Raw genomic sequence first — 25,927 nt, 5'->3', positions numbered from 1 at the left:
GTAACGGATCAGGCTAAGGTAAAATTTGTGAGTTCTCTTAAATGAGAAATTCGAATTTTCGGCGAATGTCGTCTTCACAGTATAACCAGATTGCTTGGGGTTATATGGTCAAGTGAAGAAGCGCATACGGTGGATGCCTTGGCAGTCAGAGGCGATGAAAGACGTGGTAGCCTGCGAAAAGCTTCGGGGAGTCGGCAAACAGACTTTGATCCGGAGATGTCTGAATGGGGGAACCCAGCCATCATAAGATGGTTATCTTGTACTGAATACATAGGTGCAAGAGGCGAACCAGGGGAACTGAAACATCTAAGTACCCTGAGGAAAAGAAATCAACCGAGATTCCCTTAGTAGTGGCGAGCGAACGGGGACTAGCCCTTAAGTGGCTTTGAGATTAGCGGAACGCTCTGGAAAGTGCGGCCATAGTGGGTGATAGCCCTGTACGCGAAAATCTCTTAGTCATGAAATCGAGTAGGACGGAGCACGAGAAACTTTGTCTGAATATGGGGGGACCATCCTCCAAGGCTAAATACTACTGACTGACCGATAGTGAACTAGTACCGTGAGGGAAAGGCGAAAAGAACCCCGGAGAGGGGAGTGAAATAGATCCTGAAACCGTATGCGTACAAGCAGTGGGAGCAGACTTTGTTCTGTGACTGCGTACCTTTTGTATAATGGGTCAGCGACTTATTTTCAGTGGCGAGCTTAACCGAATAGGGGAGGCGTAGCGAAAGCGAGTCTTAATAGGGCGTCTAGTCGCTGGGAATAGACCCGAAACCGGGCGATCTATCCATGGGCAGGTTGAAGGTTGGGTAACACTAACTGGAGGACCGAACCGACTACCGTTGAAAAGTTAGCGGATGACCTGTGGATCGGAGTGAAAGGCTAATCAAGCTCGGAGATAGCTGGTTCTCCTCGAAAGCTATTTAGGTAGCGCCTCATGTATCACTGTAGGGGGTAGAGCACTGTTTCGGCTAGGGGGTCATCCCGACTTACCAAACCGATGCAAACTCCGAATACCTACAAGTGCCGAGCATGGGAGACACACGGCGGGTGCTAACGTCCGTCGTGAAAAGGGAAACAACCCAGACCGTCAGCTAAGGTCCCAAAGTTATGGTTAAGTGGGAAACGATGTGGGAAGGCTTAGACAGCTAGGAGGTTGGCTTAGAAGCAGCCACCCTTTAAAGAAAGCGTAATAGCTCACTAGTCGAGTCGGCCTGCGCGGAAGATGTAACGGGGCTCAAACCATACACCGAAGCTACGGGTATCATCTTCGGATGATGCGGTAGAGGAGCGTTCTGTAAGCCTGTGAAGGTGAGTTGAGAAGCTTGCTGGAGGTATCAGAAGTGCGAATGCTGACATGAGTAACGACAATGGGTGTGAAAAACACCCACGCCGAAAGACCAAGGTTTCCTGCGCAACGTTAATCGACGCAGGGTTAGTCGGTCCCTAAGGCGAGGCTGAAAAGCGTAGTCGATGGAAAACAGGTTAATATTCCTGTACTTCTGGTTATTGCGATGGAGGGACGGAGAAGGCTAGGCCAGCTTGGCGTTGGTTGTCCAAGTTTAAGGTGGTAGGCTGAGATCTTAGGTAAATCCGGGATCTTAAGGCCGAGAGCTGATGACGAGTGTTCTTTTAGAACACGAAGTGGTTGATGCCATGCTTCCAAGAAAAGCTTCTAAGCTTCAGGTAACCAGGAACCGTACCCCAAACCGACACAGGTGGTTGGGTAGAGAATACCAAGGCGCTTGAGAGAACTCGGGTGAAGGAACTAGGCAAAATGGCACCGTAACTTCGGGAGAAGGTGCGCCGGTGAGGGTGAAGGACTTGCTCCGTAAGCTCATGCCGGTCGAAGATACCAGGCCGCTGCGACTGTTTATTAAAAACACAGCACTCTGCAAACACGAAAGTGGACGTATAGGGTGTGACGCCTGCCCGGTGCCGGAAGGTTAATTGATGGGGTTAGCTAACGCGAAGCTCTTGATCGAAGCCCCGGTAAACGGCGGCCGTAACTATAACGGTCCTAAGGTAGCGAAATTCCTTGTCGGGTAAGTTCCGACCTGCACGAATGGCGTAACGATGGCGGCGCTGTCTCCACCCGAGACTCAGTGAAATTGAAATCGCTGTGAAGATGCAGTGTATCCGCGGCTAGACGGAAAGACCCCGTGAACCTTTACTATAGCTTTGCACTGGACTTTGAATTTGCTTGTGTAGGATAGGTGGGAGGCTTTGAAGCGTGGACGCCAGTTCGCGTGGAGCCAACCTTGAAATACCACCCTGGCAACTTTGAGGTTCTAACTCAGGTCCGTTATCCGGATCGAGGACAGTGTATGGTGGGTAGTTTGACTGGGGCGGTCTCCTCCTAAAGAGTAACGGAGGAGTACGAAGGTGCGCTCAGACCGGTCGGAAATCGGTCGTAGAGTATAAAGGCAAAAGCGCGCTTGACTGCGAGACAGACACGTCGAGCAGGTACGAAAGTAGGTCTTAGTGATCCGGTGGTTCTGTATGGAAGGGCCATCGCTCAACGGATAAAAGGTACTCCGGGGATAACAGGCTGATACCGCCCAAGAGTTCATATCGACGGCGGTGTTTGGCACCTCGATGTCGGCTCATCACATCCTGGGGCTGAAGCCGGTCCCAAGGGTATGGCTGTTCGCCATTTAAAGTGGTACGCGAGCTGGGTTTAGAACGTCGTGAGACAGTTCGGTCCCTATCTGCCGTGGACGTTTGAGATTTGAGAGGGGCTGCTCCTAGTACGAGAGGACCGGAGTGGACGAACCTCTGGTGTTCCGGTTGTCACGCCAGTGGCATTGCCGGGTAGCTATGTTCGGAATAGATAACCGCTGAAAGCATCTAAGCGGGAAACTAGCCTCAAGATGAGATCTCACTGGAACCTTGAGTTCCCTGAAGGGCCGTCGAAGACTACGACGTTGATAGGTTGGGTGTGTAAGCGCTGTGAGGCGTTGAGCTAACCAATACTAATTGCCCGTGAGGCTTGACCATATAACACCCAAGCAATTTGATGCTCCTAGTTGAAAAGACGAGAGAGACCAGATTGCGGTGTGTGAAGACGAAACGAACCGAAAGTTCGATGTTCACAAACACCGAAAGCTGTCACATACCCGATTTGCTGAAGCGAGGCCATCTGGTCACGACTCAGTACCCGAATTTCTTGACGACCATAGAGCGTTGGAACCACCTGATCCCATCCCGAACTCAGCAGTGAAACGATGCATCGCCGATGGTAGTGTGGGGTTTCCCCATGTGAGAGTAGGTCATCGTCAAGATTAAATTCCGAAACCCCAATTGCGAAAGCAGTTGGGGTTTTGTTTTGCCCGCAGGAAATGCATGTGCTTGATTTCTATGCAACGGCCCGGGGCATAGCTATTATTCGGGCCTCATTGTGAGGCGAGACCTGCATGTTGACGTTGTTGAACCTTCTGAAGGATGGGCGATTCCATTCTGGTCAGGATCTGGGGGCGGCCCTGGGGATTAGTCGAAGTGCAGTATGGAAACAGCTTCAGCATCTTGAGGCTGAACTCGGGCTGTCCATCCATAAAGTTCGCGGGCGCGGGTATCAATTGGCGACGCCTCTGATGTTGCTTGATCCTCTCAAAATAGCGGAAATGGCGCCAGGCTGGCCGGTTGCAGTATTCGACTCCATTGACTCGACAAATGCCGAGGGATTGCGCGCGATCGGTCAGGGCCGATCGGCGCCTTTTCTCGTGCTTGCTGAACGGCAGGTGTCTGGGCGCGGACGGAGAGGGCGCAAGTGGGTGAGTCCATTTGCTGACAACCTTTATTACAGTCTCGTGCTGCGCATCGATGGCGGAATGCGGCAGTTGGAAGGTTTGAGCCTTGTCGTGGGTCTAGCTGTCATGCACACCTTGCGAAAAGTCGGTGTCGCAGGGGCGGGATTGAAGTGGCCGAACGATGTTCTGGTCGGTAATAAGAAAATCGCCGGTATCTTGCTTGAGCTCGTCGGCGATCCCGCGGACGTTTGTCACGTGGTCTTGGGCATAGGCATCAACGTTAATATGCAGGCCGCTGAGGAAGTCGATCAGCAATGGACATCCGTTCGACTCGAGTCTGGTCAGGTCTGCGATCGCAACGCGTTAGCTGTTCAGTTGAGCGAGCAGTTGCAGGCATATATCCAGCGTCACCAGGATAGAGGCTTCTCGGCTCTACAAGCCGAGTGGCAGGAAGGCCATCTGTGGCAGGGGCGGTCTGTTTCATTGATCGCCGGCACTAACCAGATCGATGGTGTTGTGCTCGGAATTGATAATCAAGGTGCGCTGCGATTGCAGGTGGATGGTGTGGAAAAACTTTTTAGTGGTGGTGAGCTCAGCTTGAGGTTGCGTGATGATTCTTGAGCTCGATTGCGGCAACAGCTTCATAAAGTGGCGTGTATTGGACGCCGCGGCTGCGTCTCTGTTTTCTGAGGGGGTGGTCGATTCCGACTCGGCGTTGATCGAAAGTCTGCGCTCACTTGGCAAAATATCTTTGCGTAAATGCCGTTTGGTCAGTGTCAGGACTGCTGAAGAAACCGAAGCGCTCATTAAGCTGCTTGAGCAAGCGTTCGGTGTTTCTGCGGTGTGCGCTCAGCCCGCTCGGGAAATGTCCGGAGTCAAAAACGGCTACGAAGACTATGAGCGGTTGGGGCTTGATCGGTGGCTTGCCATGCTTGGTGGGTATCACCTGGCGTCGGGTGCCTGCCTGGTGCTGGATTTTGGTACGGCAGTTACCGCCGATTTCATCTCGGCAGATGGAGAGCACTTGGGTGGCTTTATCTGTCCGGGCATGCCGTTGATGCGTAATCAATTGCGAACCCATACACGGAAGATTCGTTATGGAGATGTTGCGGCGGAGCGTGCCTTGACGAGCCTGGCTCCTGGGCGAACCACGGTTGAGGCTGTAGAGCGGGGCTGTTCTTTGATGCTTAAAGGATTTGTACTCACTCAGTTAGATATCGCGCGTGAGTATTGGGGGGAGAGTTTTACAGTGTTTGTCACTGGCGGTGATGCTGACTTGGTTGCCAGTGTTGCTCCTGGTGCTCGTCTCGTCCCGGATTTGGTTTTCGTAGGGTTGGCGATGGCCTGTCCTTTGTCCTGAGGTTCGTATGCGTTGGTTGTTCCTGCTGCTCCTTGTTCTCAATGTGTTCTATTACGTCTGGCACCAGCAGGAAGCTCCTTTGCGTGCCAAGGATGTCACGCCTCTCAGTTTATATAAGGGGTCGCAGCAGGATATTCGGTTGCTAAGTGAGAGCGGCGGCGCCTCCCGCGAGAAATCCGAAGCTGCCCAGGGCGAAGAAAAATGCCTTTATGTGGGTGGTTTTGCAGTTCAGGATCCGGCCTTGTCCCTTGAGCGGCGTCTTGAGGAAATGAAGGTTCGCTCGCAACCCTTGCAGAAAAACGTCCCGGAGGGTGGTTATTGGCTCCGGATCGCGCCTGAGGGCGAACGTTTGCTGGGTGATTTGCAGCTGCAGAACCTTTCCAAGGAATTCAATGAGTTAAAACATAAAATAATGCTGTGCGAGGGGGTTGCACCTACTGAATAGTTTGCATAGAATGGCGCCCGCTCCACAGCGAAGACCTGAAAAGGTCGCAGCAGTAGAGTGATGTCAATGCAGCTAACCTCAGGTTTTTAAATGAGAAAATGCTTGACAGGGGTTTGGCATAGTATAGAATGCCGGCCTGATTAGGAGGGGTTCCCGAGCGGCCAAAGGGATCAGACTGTAAATCTGACGTCTACGACTTCGAAGGTTCGAATCCTTCTCCCTCCACCAGATTTAAGCGTGAGCTGCAAGCTCCGCGGGTATAGTTTAGTGGTAGAACCTCAGCCTTCCAAGCTGATGATGCGGGTTCGATTCCCGCTACCCGCTCCAAGTTTGCAGGTTGTGCAAAGTGTTTTGCTCTTGTAGCTCAGTTGGTAGAGCACACCCTTGGTAAGGGTGAGGTCAGCGGTTCAAATCCGCTCAAGAGCTCCATATAACAAGGCAGATATGAAAATATCTGCCTTTGTTTTAATGGCTAATGTGGTTTGCTCAATTCTTCTGTTAAGGGTGATATCGATGGCTAAGGAAAAATTTGATCGTTCCCTGCCGCACGTCAACGTTGGGACCATTGGTCACGTTGACCACGGTAAAACCACGCTGACTGCTGCTCTGACTCGCGTTTGCTCCGAAGTGTTCGGTTCGGCAATCGTTGATTTCGACAAGATCGACAGCGCCCCAGAAGAAAAAGCGCGCGGTATCACCATCAACACTGCGCACGTTGAGTACAACTCGAAGATCCGTCACTACGCTCACGTTGACTGCCCAGGTCACGCTGACTATGTGAAGAACATGATCACCGGTGCTGCTCAGATGGATGGCGCTATTCTGGTTTGCTCGGCCGCTGATGGTCCGATGCCGCAAACCCGTGAGCACATCCTGCTGTCCCGTCAGGTAGGCGTTCCGTACATCGTGGTTTTCCTGAACAAGGCTGACCTGGTAGATGACGCTGAGCTGCTGGAACTGGTTGAGATGGAAGTTCGTGACCTGTTGTCGACTTACGACTTCCCGGGTGATGACACTCCAATCATCATCGGTTCGGCTCGTATGGCGCTGGAAGGCAAAGACGACAACGAGATGGGCACCACTGCCGTCAAGAAGCTGGTTGAAACTCTGGACAGCTACATCCCAGAACCAGTTCGTGTGACTGACAAGCCGTTCCTGATGCCAATCGAAGACGTATTCTCGATCTCCGGTCGCGGTACTGTTGTAACTGGTCGTATCGAGCGCGGTATCGTTCGCGTTCAAGATCCGCTGGAAATCGTTGGTCTGCGTGACACCACCGTGACTACTTGCACCGGTGTTGAAATGTTCCGCAAGCTGCTCGACGAAGGTCGTGCTGGCGAGAACTGCGGCGTTCTGCTGCGTGGCACCAAGCGTGACGACGTTGAACGTGGTCAGGTTCTGGTTAAGCCGGGTTCGGTTAAGCCGCACACCAAGTTCACTGCAGAAGTATACGTTCTGAGCAAGGAAGAAGGCGGCCGTCATACTCCGTTCTTCAAAGGCTACCGTCCACAGTTCTACTTCCGTACGACTGACGTGACTGGTAACTGCGAGCTGCCAGAAGGCGTTGAAATGGTAATGCCAGGTGACAACATTCAGATGACTGTTACCCTGATCAAAACCATCGCGATGGAAGACGGTCTGCGTTTCGCTATCCGTGAAGGCGGTCGTACCGTCGGCGCTGGTGTCGTAGCCAAAATCATCGAGTAAACAGTTGTAATGTCTTTTTCGGGCCGGCATAATGGTCGGCCTGATTTTGTTTTAGGTCAGTAGCTCAATTGGCAGAGCGACGGTCTCCAAAACCGTAGGTTGGGGGTTCGATTCCCTCCTGACCTGCCAGATTCACTCAGTGTGTCTGGCTTTCTTTTCACAGGATCTTCATAGATGACTCCTAAGGCTGAAGCTCAAGGCTCTCGCTTCGATCTGCTCAAGTGGCTTGTAGTAGTTGCTTTGGTGGTTGTTGGCGTTGTTGGCAATCAGTATTACTCTGCTTCGCCGATCCTGTACCGCGTGCTGGCATTGCTTGCTCTCGCTGCTGTAGCTGCCTTTGTAGGCTTGCAGACAGCCAAGGGCAAGTCTTTCTTTGTACTGGTTAAGGAAGCTCGCACCGAGATTCGTAAAGTCGTATGGCCAACTCGCCAAGAAACCACGCAGACCACGTTGATCGTAGTGGCTGTTGTTCTGGTTATGGCGTTGCTGTTGTGGGGGCTTGATTCCCTGCTCGGCTGGCTTGTTTCCTTGATTGTCGGCTAAGGGTGTCCCGTGGCTAAGCGTTGGTACGTTGTGCATGCTTACTCGGGTTACGAGAAGCATGTCATGCGCTCTTTGGTAGAGCGTGTAAAGCTGGCTGGCATGGAAGATGGCTTCGGCGAAATTCTGGTTCCCACTGAAGAAGTGGTTGAAATGCGTAATGGCCAGAAACGCAAAAGCGAGCGCAAGTTCTTCCCAGGTTATGTGCTGGTTCAGATGGACATGAATGAGGGTACTTGGCACTTGGTCAAGGATACTCCTCGGGTGATGGGTTTCATCGGCGGTACCGCTGACAAGCCTGCACCAATCACCGATAAAGAGGCAGAAGCAATTCTGCGTCGTGTTGCTGATGGTAGCGACAAGCCTAAGCCGAAGACTCTCTTCGAGCCGGGCGAAACGGTGCGAGTCAACGACGGTCCATTCGCTGATTTCAATGGCGTTGTTGAAGAAGTTAACTACGAAAAGAGCCGGATCCAAGTGGCAGTGCTCATTTTCGGTCGCTCTACTCCGGTAGAGTTGGAGTTCAGTCAGGTCGAAAAGGTCTAACTGAAAAAGCATCCCAACCCCGCAGCCTTAGGCTGTGGGGTTTTGTCGTCACTGGGATAAACGCGCAAGTAACCGGGGAGCCTTTCGAGGCGTTCGAACCCGTAATTGGAGTGCCTCATGGCCAAGAAGATTACCGCTTACATCAAGCTGCAAGTGAAGGCCGCTCAGGCTAACCCAAGCCCACCTGTTGGTCCAGCTCTGGGTCAGCACGGCGTGAACATCATGGAATTCTGCAAGGCTTTCAACGCCCGTACTCAGGGTCTTGAAGCTGGTCTGCCGACTCCAGTGATCATCACTGTCTACAGCGACCGTAGCTTCACTTTCGAAACCAAGTCCACCCCTGCTTCGGTTCTGCTGAAGAAAGCGGCTGGTCTGACTAGCGGTTCCGCTCGTCCGAACACCGTTAAGGTTGGCACCGTTACCCGTGCTCAGCTGGAAGAAATCGCGAAAACCAAAAACGCGGATCTGACTGCAGCTGATATGGATGCGGCCGTGCGTACCATCGCCGGTTCCGCTCGTAGCATGGGCCTTAACGTGGAGGGTGTGTAATGGCTAAGCTGACCAAGCGCCAAAAGGCTATCGCCGGCAAAATCGAAGCAGGCAAAAGCTACAGCTTTGTAGACGCTGCTGCTCTGCTGGCTGAGCTGTCGACTGTCAAGTTCAGCGAGTCGTTCGACATTGCTGTAAACCTCGGTGTAGACCCGCGTAAATCCGACCAGGTCGTTCGTAGCGCTACTGTGCTGCCGCACGGCACTGGCAAGACCGTTCGCGTTGCTGTGTTCACCCAAGGCCCGGCTGCTGAAGCCGCTCTGGCTGCCGGCGCTGATCGCGTAGGTATGGACGACCTGGCTGCCGAAATGAAAGGCGGCGACCTGAACTATGACGTAGTGATCGCATCCCCGGATGCAATGCGCGTTGTAGGTCAACTGGGTCAGATCCTCGGCCCACGTGGTCTGATGCCTAACCCTAAGGTTGGTACCGTAACTCCAGACGTAGCGACTGCTGTTAAAAACGCTAAAGCTGGTCAGGTTCGTTATCGCACCGACAAAAACGGCATTATCCACACCTCCGTTGGCAAGATGGGCTTCGACGCCGTCAAGCTGAAGGAAAACGTTGAAGCCCTGATCGCTGATCTGAAGCGTATCAAGCCAGCTTCCTCGAAAGGTATTTACGTTAAGCGCGTTACCCTGAGCACCACTATGGGCCCAGGTCTGGTTATCGACCAGAGCTCGCTGGACGCTTAAGACAAAAGTTGGCGTGCTTTGCACGTCAATTGAAAGATTGGGGTCCCTGCCTGGCGGGGGCTATCCAAGACCGTAGGCGACGCAAGTCTTAATACACAAGCCTACGCAGATGGTGCTCCCGGTTCCTTACCGAATCAGACACCAAAACGACATTCGGTTTCGATCGAATGAAACGGTAACAAGCAGGAGTTAACCCGTGGCAATTTATCTCGAAGACAAGAAGGCCATCGTCGCTGAAGTCAACGAGGCTGCCAAAGTCGCTCTGTCCGCTGTCGTGGTTGATGCACGTGGCGTAACAGTAGGCGCAATGACCGGACTCCGTAAAGAGGCTCGTGAAGCTGGCGTTTACGTACGTGTTGTACGTAACACCCTGCTCAAGCGCGCTGTTGCTGACACTGAATACAGTGTTCTCAACGACGTGTTCACCGGCCCGACCTTGATCGCATTCTCCAACGAACACCCGGGCGCTGCTGCTCGTCTGTTCAAAGAGTTCGCTAAAGGTCAGGACAAGTTCGAGATCAAGGCAGCTGCGTTCGAGGGCAAGTTCCTCGCAGCTAATCAGATCGACGTACTGGCAAGCCTGCCGACCCGTGACGAAGCAATTTCCCAGCTGATGAGCGTGATTCAAGGCGCTACCAGCAAATTGGCTCGTACTCTGGCGGCACTTCGCGACCAGAAAGAAGCTGCTGCAGCCTAAGGCTGAGCGTTTCCTTTTATCGCGTATTTTTGTTTATTTCGATGGCCTCCAGGCTATCCCCCAATTCAGGAAATAAGTCATGTCTCTGACTAACGAACAAATCATCGACGCAATCGGCGAAAAATCGGTTCTGGAAATCGTTGAGCTGATCAAGGCAATGGAAGAGAAGTTCGGCGTATCCGCTGCCGCTGCTTCTGCTGGTCCAGCTGCTGCTGCCGCTGTTGTTGAAGAGCAAACCGAGTTCAACGTAATCCTGAAAGGCGCTGGCGAGAAGAAAGTCAACGTGATCAAGGCTGTACGTGAACTGACCGGTCTGGGTCTGAAAGAAGCCAAGGAGAAGGTTGACACCGCTCCTCAGGTTATCGCTGAAGGCGTTTCGAAAGAAGCTGCTGAAGACGCGAAGAAGAAGCTGGAAGAAGCAGGCGCTGAAGTCGAAGTTAAGTAACTTTCGACTTTGCACCTCCAGCCCGAGCGTCAAGCGACAGGCTGATGGCTGGTGGCTCTTGCCACCGGCCTTTTTCCGTTATTGGCAGCCGACTGGGTCGGTGCTGATAAAGGCGCTGTAACCACCCGATGCGGTGGCGCAAACCATGGGGTTTGCACGATTTTCTGGCTGCTCCCGTCGGGAGGGGCCAAACAAGCAGGTGACCAAGCTGGGGAACGCTGATGGCTTACTCATATACTGAGAAAAAACGTATCCGCAAGGACTTTAGCAAGTTGCCGGACGTCATGGATGTGCCTTACCTCCTGGCCATCCAGCTGGATTCGTATCGTGAATTCTTGCAAGCGGGAGCGACTAAAGATCAGTTCCGCGACGTGGGCCTGCATGCGGCCTTCAAATCCGTTTTCCCGATCATCAGCTACTCCGGCAATGCTGCGCTGGAGTACGTCGGTTATCGCTTGGGCGAACCGGCATTTGATGTCAAAGAATGCGTATTGCGCGGTGTAACTTTCGCCGTACCTTTGCGGGTAAAAGTGCGCCTGATCATTTTCGACAAAGAATCGTCGAACAAAGCGATCAAGGACATCAAAGAGCAAGAAGTCTACATGGGTGAAATCCCCCTGATGACTGAGAACGGTACCTTCGTAATCAACGGTACCGAGCGTGTAATCGTTTCCCAGCTGCACCGTTCCCCGGGCGTGTTCTTCGACCACGACCGCGGCAAGACGCATAGCTCAGGCAAACTGCTGTACTCCGCGCGCATCATTCCTTACCGCGGTTCGTGGCTGGACTTCGAGTTCGACCCGAAAGACTGCGTGTTCGTGCGTATCGACCGTCGTCGCAAGCTGCCGGCATCGGTACTGCTGCGCGCGCTCGGCTATACCACTGAAGAAGTGCTGGACGCTTTCTACACCACCAACGTTTTCCACCTGAGCGGCGAAACCCTCAGCCTGGAACTGATTGCTTCGCGTCTGCGTGGTGAAATTGCGGTTCTGGACATTCAGGACGAGAAGGGCAAGGTCATTGTTGAAGCGGGCCGCCGTATTACCGCGCGCCACATCAACCAGATCGAAAAAGCCGGCATCAAGACCCTGGAAGTACCTCTGGACTATGTCCTGGGCCGTACTACCGCCAAGGTCATCGTGCACCCGGCTACCGGCGAAATCCTGGCAGAGTGCAATACCGAGCTGAACACCGAAGTCCTGGCAAAAATTGCCAAGTCCGGCGTTGTTCGCATCGAAACTCTGTACACCAACGACATCGACTGCGGTCCGTTCGTTTCTGACACGCTGAAGATCGACTCCACCAGCAACCAATTGGAAGCGCTGGTCGAGATCTATCGCATGATGCGTCCAGGCGAGCCGCCAACCAAAGACGCTGCCGAAACCCTGTTCAACAACCTGTTCTTCAGCCCTGAGCGCTATGACCTGTCTGCGGTCGGCCGGATGAAGTTCAACCGTCGTATCGGTCGTACCGAGATCGAAGGTTCGGGCGTGCTGTGCAAGGAAGACATCGTCGCGGTACTGAAGACTCTGGTCGACATCCGTAACGGTAAGGGCATCGTCGATGACATCGACCACCTGGGTAACCGTCGTGTTCGCTGCGTAGGCGAAATGGCCGAGAACCAGTTCCGCGTTGGCTTGGTACGTGTAGAGCGTGCGGTCAAAGAGCGTCTGTCGATGGCTGAAAGCGAAGGCCTGATGCCGCAAGATCTGATCAACGCCAAGCCAGTGGCTGCGGCGGTGAAAGAGTTCTTCGGTTCCAGCCAGCTCTCGCAGTTCATGGACCAGAACAACCCGCTGTCCGAGATCACCCACAAGCGTCGTGTCTCTGCACTCGGCCCTGGCGGTCTGACTCGTGAACGCGCAGGCTTTGAAGTCCGTGACGTACACCCGACTCACTACGGTCGTGTATGCCCGATTGAAACGCCGGAAGGTCCGAACATCGGTCTGATCAACTCCCTGGCTGCGTACGCTCGCACCAACCAGTACGGCTTCCTGGAAAGCCCGTACCGTGTGGTGAAAGAGGGTGTCGTCACCGACGAGATCGTGTTCCTGTCCGCTATTGAAGAAGCCGATCACGTGATCGCGCAGGCTTCGGCGACTATGAACGATCAGAAAGTCCTGATCGACGAACTGGTAGCCGTACGTCACCTGAACGAATTCACCGTTAAGGCGCCTGAAGAAGTCACCTTGATGGACGTTTCGCCGAAGCAGGTAGTTTCGGTTGCAGCGTCGCTGATTCCGTTCCTCGAGCACGACGACGCCAACCGTGCGTTGATGGGTTCGAACATGCAGCGTCAAGCTGTACCAACCCTGCGCGCTGACAAGCCGCTGGTAGGTACTGGCATGGAGCGTAACGTAGCCCGTGACTCCGGCGTTTGCGTCGTGGCTCGTCGTGGCGGCGTGATCGATTCCGTCGACGCCAGCCGTATCGTGGTTCGTGTTGCTGATGACGAAGTTGAAACCGGCGAAGCTGGTGTCGACATCTACAACCTGACCAAATACACCCGCTCGAACCAGAACACCTGCATCAACCAGCGTCCGCTGGTGCGTAAGGGTGATCGCGTTCAGCGTAGCGACATCATGGCCGACGGCCCGTCCACCGACATGGGTGAACTGGCACTGGGTCAGAACATGCGCATCGCGTTCATGGCATGGAACGGCTTCAACTTCGAAGACTCCATCTGCCTGTCCGAGCGTGTTGTTCAAGAAGACCGTTTCACCACGATCCACATTCAGGAACTGACCTGTGTGGCCCGTGACACCAAGCTTGGGCCTGAAGAGATCACTGCGGACATCCCTAACGTGGGTGAAGCTGCACTGAACAAACTGGACGAAGCCGGTATCGTTTATGTTGGTGCTGAAGTTGGCGCAGGCGACATCCTGGTCGGTAAGGTCACTCCGAAAGGCGAGACCCAACTGACTCCGGAAGAAAAACTGCTGCGTGCAATCTTCGGTGAAAAAGCCAGCGACGTTAAAGACACTTCCCTGCGTGTACCTACCGGTACCAAAGGTACTGTCATCGACGTACAGGTCTTCACCCGCGACGGCGTTGAGCGTGATGCTCGTGCACTGTCGATCGAGAAGACTCAGCTCGACGAGATCCGCAAGGATCTGAACGAAGAGTTCCGTATCGTTGAAGGCGCGACCTTCGAACGTCTGCGTTCCGCTCTGGTAGGCCACAAGGCTGAAGGCGGCGCAGGTCTGAAGAAAGGTCAGGACATCACCGACGAAGTACTCGACGGTCTTGAGCATGGTCAGTGGTTCAAACTGCGCATGGCTGAAGATGCTCTGAACGAGCAGCTCGAGAAGGCTCAGGCCTATATCGTTGATCGCCGCCGTCTGCTGGACGACAAGTTCGAAGACAAGAAGCGCAAACTGCAGCAGGGCGATGACCTGGCTCCAGGCGTGCTGAAAATCGTCAAGGTTTACCTGGCAATCCGTCGTCGCATCCAACCGGGCGACAAGATGGCCGGTCGTCACGGTAACAAAGGTGTGGTCTCCGTGATCATGCCGGTTGAAGACATGCCGCACGATGCCAATGGCACCCCGGTCGACGTCGTCCTCAACCCGCTGGGCGTACCTTCGCGTATGAACGTTGGTCAGATCCTTGAAACCCACCTGGGCCTCGCGGCCAAAGGTCTGGGCGAGAAGATCAACCGGATGATCGAAGAGCAGCGTAAAGTCGCTGAACTGCGTACCTTCCTCGACGAGATCTACAACCAGATCGGCGGTCGTAACGAAGATCTGGACAGCTTCTCCGATCAGGAAATCCTGGATCTGGCGAAGAACCTGCGTGGCGGCGTTCCAATGGCCACTCCAGTGTTCGACGGCGCCAAGGAAAGCGAAATCAAGGCCATGCTGAAACTGGCAGACCTGCCGGAAAGCGGCCAGATGCAGCTGACTGACGGCCGTACCGGCAACAAGTTCGAGCGTCCAGTTACCGTTGGCTACATGTACATGCTGAAGCTGAACCACTTGGTAGACGACAAGATGCACGCTCGTTCTACCGGTTCGTACAGCCTGGTTACCCAGCAGCCGCTGGGTGGTAAGGCGCAGTTCGGTGGTCAGCGTTTCGGGGAGATGGAGGTCTGGGCACTGGAAGCATACGGTGCTGCTTACACTCTGCAAGAAATGCTCACAGTGAAGTCGGACGATGTGAACGGCCGTACCAAGATGTACAAAAACATCGTGGATGGCGATCACCGTATGGAGCCGGGCATGCCCGAGTCCTTCAACGTGTTGATCAAGGAAATTCGTTCCCTCGGCATCGATATCGATCTGGAAACCGAATAACACGTGACGCGAATCGAGAGCGGGGCAGGATTGCCCGCTCTCTGCTCCGCCAGGAGGAAAGGCCTTGAAAGACCTACTGAATTTGCTGAAAAACCAGGGTCAAGTCGAAGAGTTCGACGCCATCCGTATCGGATTGGCCTCGCCTGAGATGATCCGCTCATGGTCGTTCGGTGAAGTTAAAAAGCCGGAAACCATCAACTACCGTACGTTCAAACCTGAGCGTGACGGCCTGTTCTGCGCCAAGATCTTTGGCCCGGTAAAGGATTACGAGTGCCTGTGCGGTAAGTACAAGCGCTTGAAGCACCGTGGTGTGATCTGCGAGAAGTGCGGCGTTGAAGTTGCACTGGCCAAGGTTCGCCGTGAGCGCATGGCGCACATCGAACTGGCTTCGCCGGTTGCCCACATCTGGTTCCTGAAATCGCTGCCGTCGCGTATCGGCTTGCTGATGGACATGACCCTGCGTGATATCGAACGCGTTCTCTACTTCGAGAGCTATGTCGTTATCGATCCAGGCATGACCACCCTTGAAAAAGGTCAGCTGCTGAACGACGAACAGTATTTCGAAGCGCTGGAAGAGTTCGGTGACGACTTCGACGCCCGCATGGGTGCAGAAGCTGTCCGTGAACTGCTGCACGCTATCGACCTGGAACACGAGATTGGCCGTCTGCGTGAAGAAATTCCGCAAACCAACTCCGAAACCAAGATCAAGAAGCTGTCCAAGCGTCTGAAGTTGATGGAAGCCTTCCAGGGTTCCGGCAACCTGCCAGAGTGGATGGTGCTGACCGTTCTGCCGGTTCTGCCGCCAGATCTGCGTCCACTGGTACCACTGGATGGCGGTCGTTTCGCGACTTCCGACCTCAACGATCTGTATCGTCGAGTGATCAACCGTAACAACCGTTTGAAGCGCCTGCTGGATCTGTCCGCTCCGGACATCATCGTGCGCAACGAAAAGCGTATGTTGCAGGAAGCTGTCGATGCTCTGCTCGACAACGGTCGTCGTGGCCGCGCTATCACCGGTTCGAACAAGCGTCCTCTGAAATCCCTGGCTGACATGATCAAGGGTAAGCAAGGTCGTTTCCGTCAGAACTTGCTCGGTAAGCGTGTTGACTACTCCGGTCGTTCGGTAATTACCGTAGGCCCGACCCTGCGTCTGCACCAGTGCGGTCTGCCGAAGAAGATGGCTCTCGAGCTGTTCAAACCGTTCATTTTCGGCAAGCTGGAAATGCGTGGTCTCGCGACCACCATCAAAGCGGCCAAGAAAATGGTCGAGCGCGAACTGCCAGAGGTTTGGGACGTTCTCGCTGAAGTGATTCGCGAACACCCGGTTCTTCTCAACCGTGCACCGACCCTTCACCGTCTGGGTATCCAGGCGTTTGAACCGGTACTGATCGAAGGTAAGGCTATCCAGCTGCACCCTCTGGTCTGCGCCGCGTACAACGCCGACTTCGACGGCGACCAAATGGCCGTGCACGTACCGCTGACACTGGAAGCCCAGTTGGAAGCGCGTGCGTTGATGATGTCGACCAACAACATTCTGTCGCCAGCCAACGGTGAGCCAATCATCGTTCCGTCGCAGGACGTTGTATTGGGTCTGTACTACATGACTCGTGAAGCGATCAACGCCAAGGGCGAAGGTCGTGTATTCGCGGATCTGCAGGAAGTTGACCGTGTGTTCCGTGCCGGCGAAGCCGCACTGCACGCCAAAGTTAAAGTACGTATTAACGAAACCGTTAATGATCGTGACGGTGGCAGCGTCAAGAACACCCGTATCGTCGACACTACCGTTGGCCGTGCGCTGTTGTTCCAGGTTGTTCCGCCAGGTCTGTCGTACGACGTCGTCAACCTGCCAATGAAGAAAAAGGCGATCTCCAAGCTGATCAACCAGTGCTACCGCGTGGTTGGTTTGAAAGAGACCGTGATCTTCGCTGACCAGTTGATGTACACCGGTTTCGCTTACTCGACCATCTCCGGCGTTTCCATCGGTGTTAACGACTTCGTTATCCCGGACGAGAAAGCCCGCATCATCGGTGCAGCTACCGACGAAGTGAAAGAGATCGAGAGCCAGTACGCCTCCGGCCTGGTAACCCAGGGCGAGAAGTACAACAAAGTGATCGACCTTTGGTCGAAAGCGAACGACGAAGTTTCCAAGGCAATGATGGCCAACCTCTCGAAAGAGAAGGTTATCGACCGTCACGGCGTTGAAGTCGATCAAGAGTCTTTCAACTCGATGTACATGATGGCCGACTCGGGTGCGCGGGGTTCCGCAGCACAGATTCGTCAGCTGGCCGGTATGCGTGGTCTGATGGCCAAGCCGGACGGTTCCATCATTGAAACGCCGATTACTGCGAACTTCCGTGAAGGTTTGAGCGTACTTCAGTACTTCATCTCCACTCACGGTGCTCGTAAAGGTCTGGCGGATACCGCGTTGAAAACTGCGAACTCCGGTTACCTGACTCGTCGTCTGGTGGACGTGGCGCAGGATCTGGTTGTAACCGAGATCGATTGCGGCACCGAACACGGTCTGCTGATGACTCCGCACATTGAAGGCGGTGACGTTGTAGAGCCGTTGGGTGAGCGCGTATTGGGTCGTGTTATTGCCCGTGACGTATTCAAGCCTGGTACCGAAGAAGTCATCGTTCCTGCTGGCACGCTGGTAGACGAGAAGTGGGTCGAGTTCATCGAACTCAACAGCATCGACGAAGTGATCGTTCGCTCGCCGATCAGCTGCGAAACCCGCTACGGCATCTGCGCCAAGTGCTACGGCCGCGATCTGGCTCGTGGTCACCAGGTGAACATCGGTGAAGCGGTCGGCGTTATCGCTGCCCAGTCCATCGGTGAGCCGGGTACCCAGCTGACCATGCGTACGTTCCACATCGGTGGTGCGGCAAGCCGGACCTCTGCAGCTGACAGCGTTCAGGTGAAGAATGGCGGTACCGTCCGTCTGCACAACCTGAAACACGTTGAGCGAGTAGATGGTTGCCTGGTAGCTGTGTCCCGTTCCGGTGAGTTGGCAATCGCTGACGAATTCGGTCGTGAACGCGAGCGTTACAAGCTGCCGTACGGTGCTGTGATTTCGGTTAAAGAAGGTGACAAGGTCGACGCTGGCGCAATCGTGGCCAAGTGGGATCCGCACACTCACCCGATCGTTACCGAAATGAAAGGTACCGTGACCTACGTGGGCATGGAAGAAGGCATCACGATCAAGCGTCAGACTGACGAATTGACCGGTATGACCAACATTGAAGTACTCGACGCGAAAGATCGTCCAGCTGCCGGTAAAGACATCCGTCCTGCCGTTAAGATGGTCGATGACAACGGCAAGGATCTGTTGCTGCCAGGCACTGACGTTATCGCTCAGTACTTCCTGCCAGCCAACGCCCTGGTCGGTGTAGCGGATGGTGCGAAGATCGCGATCGGTGATGTTATCGCGCGTATCCCGCAAGAAACTTCGAAGACCCGTGACATCACCGGTGGTCTGCCGCGTGTTGCCGACTTGTTCGAAGCTCGTCGTCCGAAAGAAGCGTCGATTCTGGCTGAAGTCAGCGGCACCATCGCGTTCGGTAAAGAGACCAAAGGCAAGCGCCGTCTGGTCATTACCCCGAACGACGGTAGTGATCCGTATGAAGAGCTGATTCCGAAGTGGCGTCACCTGAACGTCTTCGAAGGCGAACAGGTAAACCGCGGCGAAGTTATCTCCGACGGTCCAAGCGATCCGCACGACATCCTGCGTCTGCTGGGTGTGAGCGCGCTGGCCAAGTACATCGTTAACGAGATCCAGGACGTTTACCGTCTGCAAGGCGTGAAGATCAACGATAAGCACATCGAGACCATCTTGCGTCAGATGCTGCGTAAAGTTGAGATCGCTGAATCCGGCGATTCGAGTTTCATCAAGGGCGACCAGATGGAACTGACTCACGTACTGGTAGAGAACGAGCGTCTGGGCGCGGAAGACAAGTTTGTCTCCAAGTTCACTCGCGTTCTGCTGGGTATCACCAAGGCGTCGTTGTCCACCGAATCGTTCATCTCGGCGGCTTCCTTCCAGGAAACCACCCGCGTACTGACCGAAGCGGCAGTCACCGGCAAGCGCGATTACCTGCGCGGCCTGAAAGAAAACGTAGTCGTGGGTCGTCTGATCCCGGCCGGTACTGGCCTGGCATATCACAGCGAGCGCAAGCGTCGTCGTGAAGCAGACAAGCCGTTGCGCGTAAGCGCCAGTGAAGTGGAAGCTGCACTGACCGAAGCGTTGAACTCGAGCGGTAACTGAGTTCTGCGATAAATGAGAGTAGGGCCCTGATCGCCCCGTTCGTCGAATCGAGACATTTTGTCGAGGTTCGAGGGGCGGGGAGGTCGGGGCCTTGCCTTGACTGGGGACAAGATCCTCTTTAGACTCTTGATCCCCTAAATTTGGCGGGAATTCGTTCCTGCCATTTTGCTTTTCTTGCAAGACAATAGCGTCGCAAGACAACAGTGGAGCTAGTAGATGGCAACTATCAACCAGCTGGTACGTCAGCCGCGTAAGCGTATCGTCGAGAAATCCGACGTACCTGCGCTGCAGAACTGCCCGCAACGTCGTGGCGTGTGCACCCGTGTGTACACCACCACGCCGAAAAAACCTAACTCGGCACTGCGTAAAGTATGCCGTGTGCGCCTGACCAACGGTTTCGAAGTTTCTTCGTACATCGGTGGTGAAGGTCACAACCTGCAAGAGCACAGCGTGGTACTGATCCGCGGCGGTCGTGTAAAAGACTTGCCAGGTGTTCGTTACCACACCGTTCGCGGTTCTTTGGATACTTCCGGCGTTAAAGGTCGTAACCAGGGTCGTTCGAAGTACGGTACCAAGCGTCCGAAGTAATCGGCCGTTTTGCAGATTTTCATTTTATTGAGTCGATAAGAGTAAGGTCGGGCACGCATCCATTGGATCTGTCCCGAGCTAACCTGAAGACCGCTTGAGGGCTTATCATGCCAAGACGTCGCGTAGCAGCAAAGCGTGAGATTCTGGACGATCCGAAATACGGAAGCCAGATCCTCGCCAAATTCATGAACCACGTTATGGAAAGCGGCAAGAAAGCCGTTGCCGAGCGTATCGTTTATGGTGCCCTGGAAACCGTTGCGACCCGTAAGGCTGGCACCGATCCCCTGGAACTCTTCGAAAAAGCACTCGACGCCATCGCTCCGCTGGTCGAAGTGAAGTCGCGCCGCGTTGGTGGTGCTACTTACCAGGTTCCGGTCGAGGTTCGTCCTTCCCGTCGTAACGCTCTGGCAATGCGCTGGTTGGTAGACTTCGCCCGTAAGCGTGGCGAGAAGTCTATGGCTCTGCGTTTGGCTGGCGAACTGCTGGATGCTGCTGAAGGTAAAGGTGCTGCTGTTAAGAAGCGTGAAGACGTGCACCGTATGGCTGAAGCCAACAAAGCTTTCTCGCACTACCGCTTCTAATTTTAGCTTCACTAATTTTGCGAGGGCTTTATGGCTCGTACTACTCCGATTAGTCGCTACCGTAACATCGGTATCGTCGCTCACGTGGATGCTGGTAAAACCACCACCACCGAGCGCGTCCTTTTTTACACCGGCAAAAGTCACAAAATGGGCGAGGTGCATGATGGCGCCGCGACCACAGACTGGATGGTGCAGGAGCAGGAGCGTGGTATTACCATTACTTCTGCTGCCATCACCGCCTTCTGGAAAGGTTCCGAGAAGCAGTACAAAGACGAGCACCGCTTCAACGTAATCGATACCCCGGGCCACGTAGACTTCACCATTGAAGTTGAACGTTCCCTGCGCGTACTCGACGGCGCTGTCGTTGTGTTCTGCGGTACTTCGGGTGTTGAGCCTCAGTCGGAAACCGTATGGCGTCAGGCCAACAAATACGGCGTTCCACGTCTTGTTTACGTAAACAAGATGGACCGTGCTGGTGCCAACTTCCTGCGCGTGATCGGTCAGATCAAGCAGCGTCTGGGTCACACTCCGGTGCCGATCCAGTTGGCTATCGGTTCCGAAGACAACTTCCAGGGTCAGATCGATCTGTTGACCATGGAAGCTGTTTACTGGAACGACGCTGACAAGGGTATGGTTCCTGTTCGCAAGCCTATTCCTGCAGAGCTGCAAGAGTTGGCTGACGAGTGGCGCAACAACATGGTTGAGGCTGCTGCCGAAGCCAGCGAAGAGCTGATGAACAAGTACCTCGAAGGTGAAGAGCTCACCAACGTGGAAATCAAGGCCGCTCTGCGTCAGCGTACTATCGCTGGTGAGATCGTCTTGGCTGTTTGCGGTTCCTCGTTCAAGAACAAGGGCGTTCCCCTGGTTCTCGATGCTGTGATCGACTACCTGCCGGCACCAGTGGATATTCCTGCCATCAAGGGTACTGACCCTGATGACGAGACTATCGAGCTGGAGCGTCATGCAGACGACGCAGAACCGTTCTCCGCTCTGGCATTTAAAATTGCCACTGACCCATTCGTGGGTACCTTGACCTTCGTCCGCGTTTACTCGGGCGTGTTGAACTCCGGCGACGGCGTGATCAACTCGGTTAAAGGCAAGAAAGAGCGCGTGGGTCGTATGGTGCAAATGCACGCAAACGCCCGTGAAGAGATCAAGGAAGTGCGCGCTGGTGACATCGCGGCCCTGATCGGCATGAAGGACGTCACCACTGGTGAGACCCTCTGCAACGCTGACAAGCCAATCATCCTGGTTCGCATGGACTTCCCGGAGCCGGTTATTTCGGTTGCTGTAGAGCCTAAGACCAAGGATGACCAGGAAAAAATGGGTATCGCTCTGGGCAAACTTGCTCAGGAAGACCCGTCTTTCCGCGTTAAAACTGATGAAGAGACTGGTCAAACGATCATCTCCGGCATGGGCGAGCTGCACCTGGACATCCTGGTTGACCGGATGCGCCGTGAGTTCAACGTCGAAGCCAACATCGGCAAGCCTCAGGTTTCGTATCGTGAGCGCATCACGAAGAACTGTGAAATCGAAGGCAAGTTCGTTCGTCAATCCGGCGGTCGTGGTCAGTTCGGCCACTGCTGGATCCGTTTTGCTCCTGCTGACGAAGGTCAGGAAGGTCTGCAATTCGTGAACGAAGTTGTAGGTGGTGTGGTTCCTAAGGAATACATCCCGGCTATCCAGAAGGGTATCGAAGAGCAGATGAAGAACGGCGTTGTTGCCGGCTATCCGCTGATCGGCCTGAAGGCTACCGTGTTCGATGGTTCTTACCACGACGTCGACTCCAACGAGATGGCGTTTAAAGTGGCTGCCTCCATGGCGACCAAGCAGCTGGCCCAGAAGGGCGGTGGTGAGTTGCTTGAGCCGATCATGGCTGTAGAGGTTGTTACGCCTGAAGACTATATGGGTGATGTGATGGGCGACCTTAACCGTCGTCGCGGCATGATCCAGGGTATGGAAGACACAGTGTCCGGCAAGGTTATCCGTGCCGAGGTTCCACTGGGTGAGATGTTCGGTTATGCGACCGACGTTCGTTCCATGTCCCAGGGTCGCGCAAGCTACTCTATGGAATTCAAAAAATACGATACGGCTCCGTCGCACATCGTCGAATCCGTAACCAAAAAACAAGGCTGATTCAGCCCCTTTAGGCTAGGAGTTAATTGTCGTGGCTAAAGAAAAATTTGATCGTTCCCTACCGCACGTCAACGTTGGCACCATCGGTCACGTTGACCACGGTAAAACCACTCTGACTGCTGCTCTGACTCGCGTTTGCTCCGAAGTTTTCGGTTCCGCAATCGTTGACTTCGACAAGATCGACAGCGCACCAGAAGAGAAAGCTCGCGGTATCACCATCAACACCGCACACGTTGAGTACAACTCGAAGATCCGTCACTACGCTCACGTTGACTGCCCAGGTCACGCTGACTATGTGAAGAACATGATCACCGGTGCTGCTCAAATGGACGGCGCTATTCTGGTTTGCTCGGCCGCTGATGGTCCGATGCCACAAACCCGTGAGCACATCCTGCTGTCCCGTCAGGTAGGCGTTCCGTACATCGTGGTTTTCCTGAACAAGGCTGACCTGGTAGACGACGCTGAGCTGCTGGAACTGGTTGAGATGGAAGTTCGCGACCTGCTGTCCACCTACGACTTCCCGGGCGATGACACTCCAATCATCATCGGTTCGGCTCGTATGGCTCTGGAAGGCAAAGACGACAACGAGATGGGTACCACTGCCGTCAAGAAACTGGTTGAGACTCTGGACAGCTACATCCCAGAACCAGTTCGTGTGACTGACAAGCCGTTCCTGATGCCAATCGAAGACGTATTCTCGATCTCCGGTCGCGGTACTGTTGTGACTGGTCGTATCGAGCGCGGTATCGTTCGCGTTCAAGATCCGCTGGAAATCGTTGGTCTGCGTGACACCACCGTGACTACTTGCACCGGTGTTGAAATGTTCCGCAAGCTGCTCGACGAAGGTCGTGCTGGTGAGAACTGCGGCGTTCTGCTGCGTGGCACCAAGCGTGACGACGTTGAACGTGGTCAGGTTCTGGTTAAGCCGGGTTCGGTTAAGCCGCACACCACTTTCACCGCAGAAGTTTACGTTCTGAGCAAAGAAGAAGGCGGTCGTCACACTCCGTTCTTCAAAGGCTACCGTCCACAGTTCTACTTCCGTACTACTGACGTGACTGGTAACTGCGAGCTGCCAGAAGGCGTTGAAATGGTAATGCCAGGTGACAACATTCAGATGACTGTTACCCTGATCAAAACCATCGCAATGGAAGACGGTCTGCGTTTCGCTATCCGTGAAGGCGGTCGTACCGTCGGCGCTGGCGTCGTAGCCAAAATCATCGCGTAATTCTCTTTTATAGAGATTGCTTGATGCTTTGAAAAAGCCCCCGCTCAGCGGGGGCTTTTTTTATTGGGTTGACACCTATATGGGGCGTCTATAGAATTGCGCCTCCTTTTAACGGGCGTATTGCGCTCGGTGGGAATAGCAGCCGGAGTCTGAAATCCAATGCAAAATCAGCAAATCCGTATCAGGTTGAAGGCTTTCGACCATCGCCTGATCGACCAATCAACCCAGGAAATCGTGGAAACCGCGAAACGTACTGGTGCTCAAGTGCGTGGTCCAATTCCACTGCCTACCCGTAAAGAGCGGTTCACCGTTCTGGTTTCTCCGCACGTCAACAAAGACGCGCGCGACCAGTACGAAATCCGCACTCATAAGCGCGTTCTGGACATCGTCCAGCCAACGGATAAAACCGTTGATGCTCTTATGAAGCTTGATCTTGCGGCCGGTGTGGAAGTGCAGATCAGCCTCGGCTAAGACTCGGTCTTAGTCGTGTAACGCTCTGAAATGGGCGGCCATAGCGGGTGAAAGCCCCGTACACTCATGAGGTTTACAACATGACTATTGGTGTAGTCGGTCGTAAATGCGGTATGACCCGTATTTTCACCGAAGAAGGTGTCTCCATTCCGGTCACGGTCATTGAGATCGAACCGAATCGCGTCACCCAGTTCAAAACTGAAGAGACCGATGGCTATCGTGCAGTGCAAGTCACTGTCGGCGAGCGTCGTGCTTCGCGTGTAACAGCAGCTCAGGCTGGCCACTTCGCTAAGGCGAACGTTGCCGCTGGTCGCACCACCATGGAATTCCGTCTTGAAGAAGGCGAGTACCAGGCTGGCGATCTGATCAACGCTGAAATCTTCGCCGCTGGTCAACTGGTTGATGTAACCGGTCAGTCCAAGGGTAAAGGCTTCCAGGGTACGATCAAGCGTTGGAATTTCCGCGGGCAAGATAACACCCACGGTAACTCCGTATCCCACCGCGTCCCAGGCTCTATCGGCCAGTGCCAGACTCCTGGTCGTGTATTCAAGGGCAAAAAAATGTCCGGTCATATGGGCGCTGAGCGCGTGACCGTGCAGTCCCTGGAAGTAGTGCGCGTGGACGCTGAACGCAATCTGTTGTTGGTCAAGGGTGCTGTTCCTGGCGCTACTGGCGGCAACCTGGTTGTACGTCCAGCAGCCAAGGCTCGCGGTTAAGGGGAAGCTGACATGCAATTAAATGTAAATGACGCTCAAGCGATCGAAGTTTCCGAACTGACATTTGGCGGCGAATTCAACGAGACGCTGGTTCACCAAGCAGTCGTGGCCTACATGGCCGGCGGCCGTCAAGGTACCAAGCAGCAAAAGACCCGTTCCGACGTTCGTGGTGGCGGTAAGCGCCCATGGCGTCAGAAAGGTACTGGCCGTGCTCGTGCCGGTACTATCCGTAGCCCAATCTGGCGTGGCGGCGGTACCACTTTTGCAGCACGTCCACAGGATCACTCCCAGAAGCTGAACAAGAAGATGTATCGCGCAGCAATGCGTTCCATCCTTGCTGAGCTGGTGCGTACTGATCGTCTGGTCGTGGTTCAGGATTTCGCTGTTGAAACTCCGAAAACCAAAGATCTGCTGGGCAAGCTGAACAACATGAGCCTGACCGACGTTTTGATCGTGTCGGACGCTGTTGATCAGAACCTGTACCTGGCTGCTCGTAACCTGCCGCACGTAGATGTACGTGACGTTCAAGGTTCCGATCCAGTTAGTCTGATCGCATACGACAAGGTGTTGATCACCGTGTCGGCCGTGAAGAAATTCGAGGAGCTGCTGGGATGAACCAGGAACGCGTATTTAAAGTTCTGCTTGGCCCGCACGTTTCCGAGAAGGCTACGGTTCTGGCAGACAAGAAAGGCCAGTTCGTTTTCAAGGTTGCTACTGACGCAACCAAGCTGGAAATCAAGAAGGCCGTCGAAAGCCTGTTCAGCGTGAAAGTTGAGCGTGTTACTACCCTGAACGTTCTGGGTAAGAGCAAGCGCACAGCTCGCGGTCTGGGCAAGCGTAATGACTGGAAGAAGGCAGTTATCTCCCTTCAGCCAGGCCAAGATCTCGATTTCAGCAGCAGTGCTGAGTAAGGAAGGG

General features: G+C 54.3%; 20 protein-coding genes, 4 tRNA genes and 2 rRNA genes. All 26 read left to right on the top strand.

Features of this window, described 5'->3' with window-relative positions; all coding sequences use genetic code 11:
* The first annotated feature begins 106 nt into the window (after positions 1 to 106).
* The 26 genes from AD669_RS24355 (at position 107) to rplW (ending at position 25,920) form a co-directional block, all read left to right on the top strand.
* Positions 107 to 3,000: ribosomal RNA gene (locus AD669_RS24355) — 23S ribosomal RNA — on the top strand.
* A gap of 168 nt (positions 3,001 to 3,168) precedes the next feature.
* Positions 3,169 to 3,284 (top strand): 5S ribosomal RNA (gene rrf / locus AD669_RS24350).
* 132 nt (positions 3,285 to 3,416) lie between these two features.
* A complete protein-coding gene (birA, locus tag AD669_RS24345; protein ID WP_053124330.1) occupies positions 3,417 to 4,370 on the top strand; it encodes a bifunctional biotin--[acetyl-CoA-carboxylase] ligase/biotin operon repressor BirA in 954 nt (317 codons plus the stop codon).
* Positions 4,360 to 5,109, top strand: coding sequence for a pantothenate kinase (locus tag AD669_RS24340; protein ID WP_053124327.1), 750 nt, complete (start codon positions 4,360 to 4,362; stop codon positions 5,107 to 5,109). Before birA ends, AD669_RS24340 begins: the two co-directional genes overlap by 11 nt.
* 7 nt (positions 5,110 to 5,116) lie before the next feature.
* A complete protein-coding gene (locus AD669_RS24335) occupies positions 5,117 to 5,554 on the top strand; it encodes a hypothetical protein (protein WP_053124326.1) in 438 nt (145 codons plus the stop codon).
* 143 nt (positions 5,555 to 5,697) lie between these two features.
* Positions 5,698 to 5,782 (top strand) — tRNA-Tyr (locus tag AD669_RS24330).
* A 25-nt stretch (positions 5,783 to 5,807) separates the two neighbouring features.
* A tRNA-Gly gene (locus AD669_RS24325) sits at positions 5,808 to 5,881 on the top strand.
* Positions 5,882 to 5,907: 26 nt separating this feature from the next.
* Positions 5,908 to 5,983 (top strand) — tRNA-Thr (locus tag AD669_RS24320).
* A gap of 84 nt (positions 5,984 to 6,067) precedes the next feature.
* Entirely contained in the window at positions 6,068 to 7,261 is a 1,194-nt protein-coding gene (gene tuf, locus AD669_RS24315; RefSeq protein ID WP_053124324.1) for an elongation factor Tu, read from the top strand.
* A 53-nt stretch (positions 7,262 to 7,314) separates the two neighbouring features.
* Positions 7,315 to 7,390 (top strand) — tRNA-Trp (locus AD669_RS24310).
* A 45-nt stretch (positions 7,391 to 7,435) separates the two neighbouring features.
* Positions 7,436 to 7,804, top strand: a complete 369-nt coding sequence (secE, locus tag AD669_RS24305) for a preprotein translocase subunit SecE (RefSeq protein WP_008081915.1) — start codon at positions 7,436 to 7,438, stop codon at positions 7,802 to 7,804.
* Between the two features lie 9 nt (positions 7,805 to 7,813).
* The gene (nusG, locus tag AD669_RS24300; RefSeq protein ID WP_007916492.1) at positions 7,814 to 8,347 is read left to right on the top strand and encodes a transcription termination/antitermination protein NusG; all 534 of its coding nucleotides are present in this window, start codon (positions 7,814 to 7,816) and stop codon (positions 8,345 to 8,347) included.
* Between the two features lie 117 nt (positions 8,348 to 8,464).
* Positions 8,465 to 8,896, top strand: coding sequence for a 50S ribosomal protein L11 (gene rplK / locus AD669_RS24295; RefSeq protein ID WP_003228756.1), 432 nt, complete (start codon positions 8,465 to 8,467; stop codon positions 8,894 to 8,896).
* Positions 8,896 to 9,591 carry a 50S ribosomal protein L1 gene (rplA, locus tag AD669_RS24290; RefSeq protein WP_053124322.1) on the top strand — a complete coding sequence of 232 codons (696 nt, stop codon included), beginning with the start codon at positions 8,896 to 8,898 and terminating at the stop codon, positions 9,589 to 9,591. The genes rplK and rplA overlap by 1 nt, the downstream gene beginning before the upstream one ends.
* A gap of 196 nt (positions 9,592 to 9,787) precedes the next feature.
* A complete protein-coding gene (gene rplJ, locus AD669_RS24285; RefSeq protein ID WP_053124320.1) occupies positions 9,788 to 10,288 on the top strand; it encodes a 50S ribosomal protein L10 in 501 nt (166 codons plus the stop codon).
* A 79-nt stretch (positions 10,289 to 10,367) separates the two neighbouring features.
* Positions 10,368 to 10,733 (top strand): 50S ribosomal protein L7/L12, encoded by a 366-nt coding sequence (gene rplL / locus AD669_RS24280; RefSeq protein WP_053124318.1) that lies wholly within the window; start codon positions 10,368 to 10,370, stop codon positions 10,731 to 10,733.
* 221 nt (positions 10,734 to 10,954) lie between these two features.
* Positions 10,955 to 15,028, top strand: coding sequence for a DNA-directed RNA polymerase subunit beta (rpoB, locus tag AD669_RS24275; RefSeq protein WP_008081909.1), 4,074 nt, complete (start codon positions 10,955 to 10,957; stop codon positions 15,026 to 15,028).
* A 64-nt stretch (positions 15,029 to 15,092) separates the two neighbouring features.
* Entirely contained in the window at positions 15,093 to 19,292 is a 4,200-nt protein-coding gene (gene rpoC, locus AD669_RS24270; RefSeq protein WP_053124316.1) for a DNA-directed RNA polymerase subunit beta', read from the top strand.
* Between the two features lie 216 nt (positions 19,293 to 19,508).
* Positions 19,509 to 19,880, top strand: a complete 372-nt coding sequence (gene rpsL, locus AD669_RS24265) for a 30S ribosomal protein S12 (protein WP_003186084.1) — start codon at positions 19,509 to 19,511, stop codon at positions 19,878 to 19,880.
* A 107-nt stretch (positions 19,881 to 19,987) separates the two neighbouring features.
* Positions 19,988 to 20,461 (top strand): 30S ribosomal protein S7, encoded by a 474-nt coding sequence (gene rpsG / locus AD669_RS24260; RefSeq protein ID WP_007916467.1) that lies wholly within the window; start codon positions 19,988 to 19,990, stop codon positions 20,459 to 20,461.
* A gap of 30 nt (positions 20,462 to 20,491) precedes the next feature.
* Complete coding sequence (gene fusA / locus AD669_RS24255; RefSeq protein ID WP_053124314.1) at positions 20,492 to 22,597, top strand: elongation factor G; 2,106 nt, start codon at positions 20,492 to 20,494, stop codon at positions 22,595 to 22,597.
* A 31-nt stretch (positions 22,598 to 22,628) separates the two neighbouring features.
* Positions 22,629 to 23,822: an elongation factor Tu gene (tuf, locus tag AD669_RS24250; RefSeq protein ID WP_007918472.1), complete on the top strand. Its 1,194-nt coding sequence runs from the start codon at positions 22,629 to 22,631 to the stop codon at positions 23,820 to 23,822.
* A gap of 159 nt (positions 23,823 to 23,981) precedes the next feature.
* Positions 23,982 to 24,293 carry a 30S ribosomal protein S10 gene (gene rpsJ, locus AD669_RS24245; protein WP_003186070.1) on the top strand — a complete coding sequence of 104 codons (312 nt, stop codon included), beginning with the start codon at positions 23,982 to 23,984 and terminating at the stop codon, positions 24,291 to 24,293.
* An 80-nt stretch (positions 24,294 to 24,373) separates the two neighbouring features.
* Positions 24,374 to 25,009, top strand: a complete 636-nt coding sequence (gene rplC, locus AD669_RS24240) for a 50S ribosomal protein L3 (protein WP_003228738.1) — start codon at positions 24,374 to 24,376, stop codon at positions 25,007 to 25,009.
* Between the two features lie 12 nt (positions 25,010 to 25,021).
* On the top strand, positions 25,022 to 25,624 hold the full coding sequence (rplD, locus tag AD669_RS24235; protein ID WP_007918468.1) for a 50S ribosomal protein L4: 603 nt from the start codon (positions 25,022 to 25,024) through the stop codon (positions 25,622 to 25,624).
* A complete protein-coding gene (rplW, locus tag AD669_RS24230; RefSeq protein ID WP_002555488.1) occupies positions 25,621 to 25,920 on the top strand; it encodes a 50S ribosomal protein L23 in 300 nt (99 codons plus the stop codon). The genes rplD and rplW overlap by 4 nt, the downstream gene beginning before the upstream one ends.
* The last annotated feature ends 7 nt before the right edge of the window (positions 25,921 to 25,927 follow it).

Origin of the sequence: Pseudomonas sp. P1.31, assembly GCF_001269815.1 — a bacterium.
Taxonomy (GTDB): Bacteria; Pseudomonadota; Gammaproteobacteria; order Pseudomonadales; family Pseudomonadaceae; genus Aquipseudomonas; species Aquipseudomonas rustica.
This window is presented reverse-complemented; position numbering and strand designations above follow the sequence as displayed.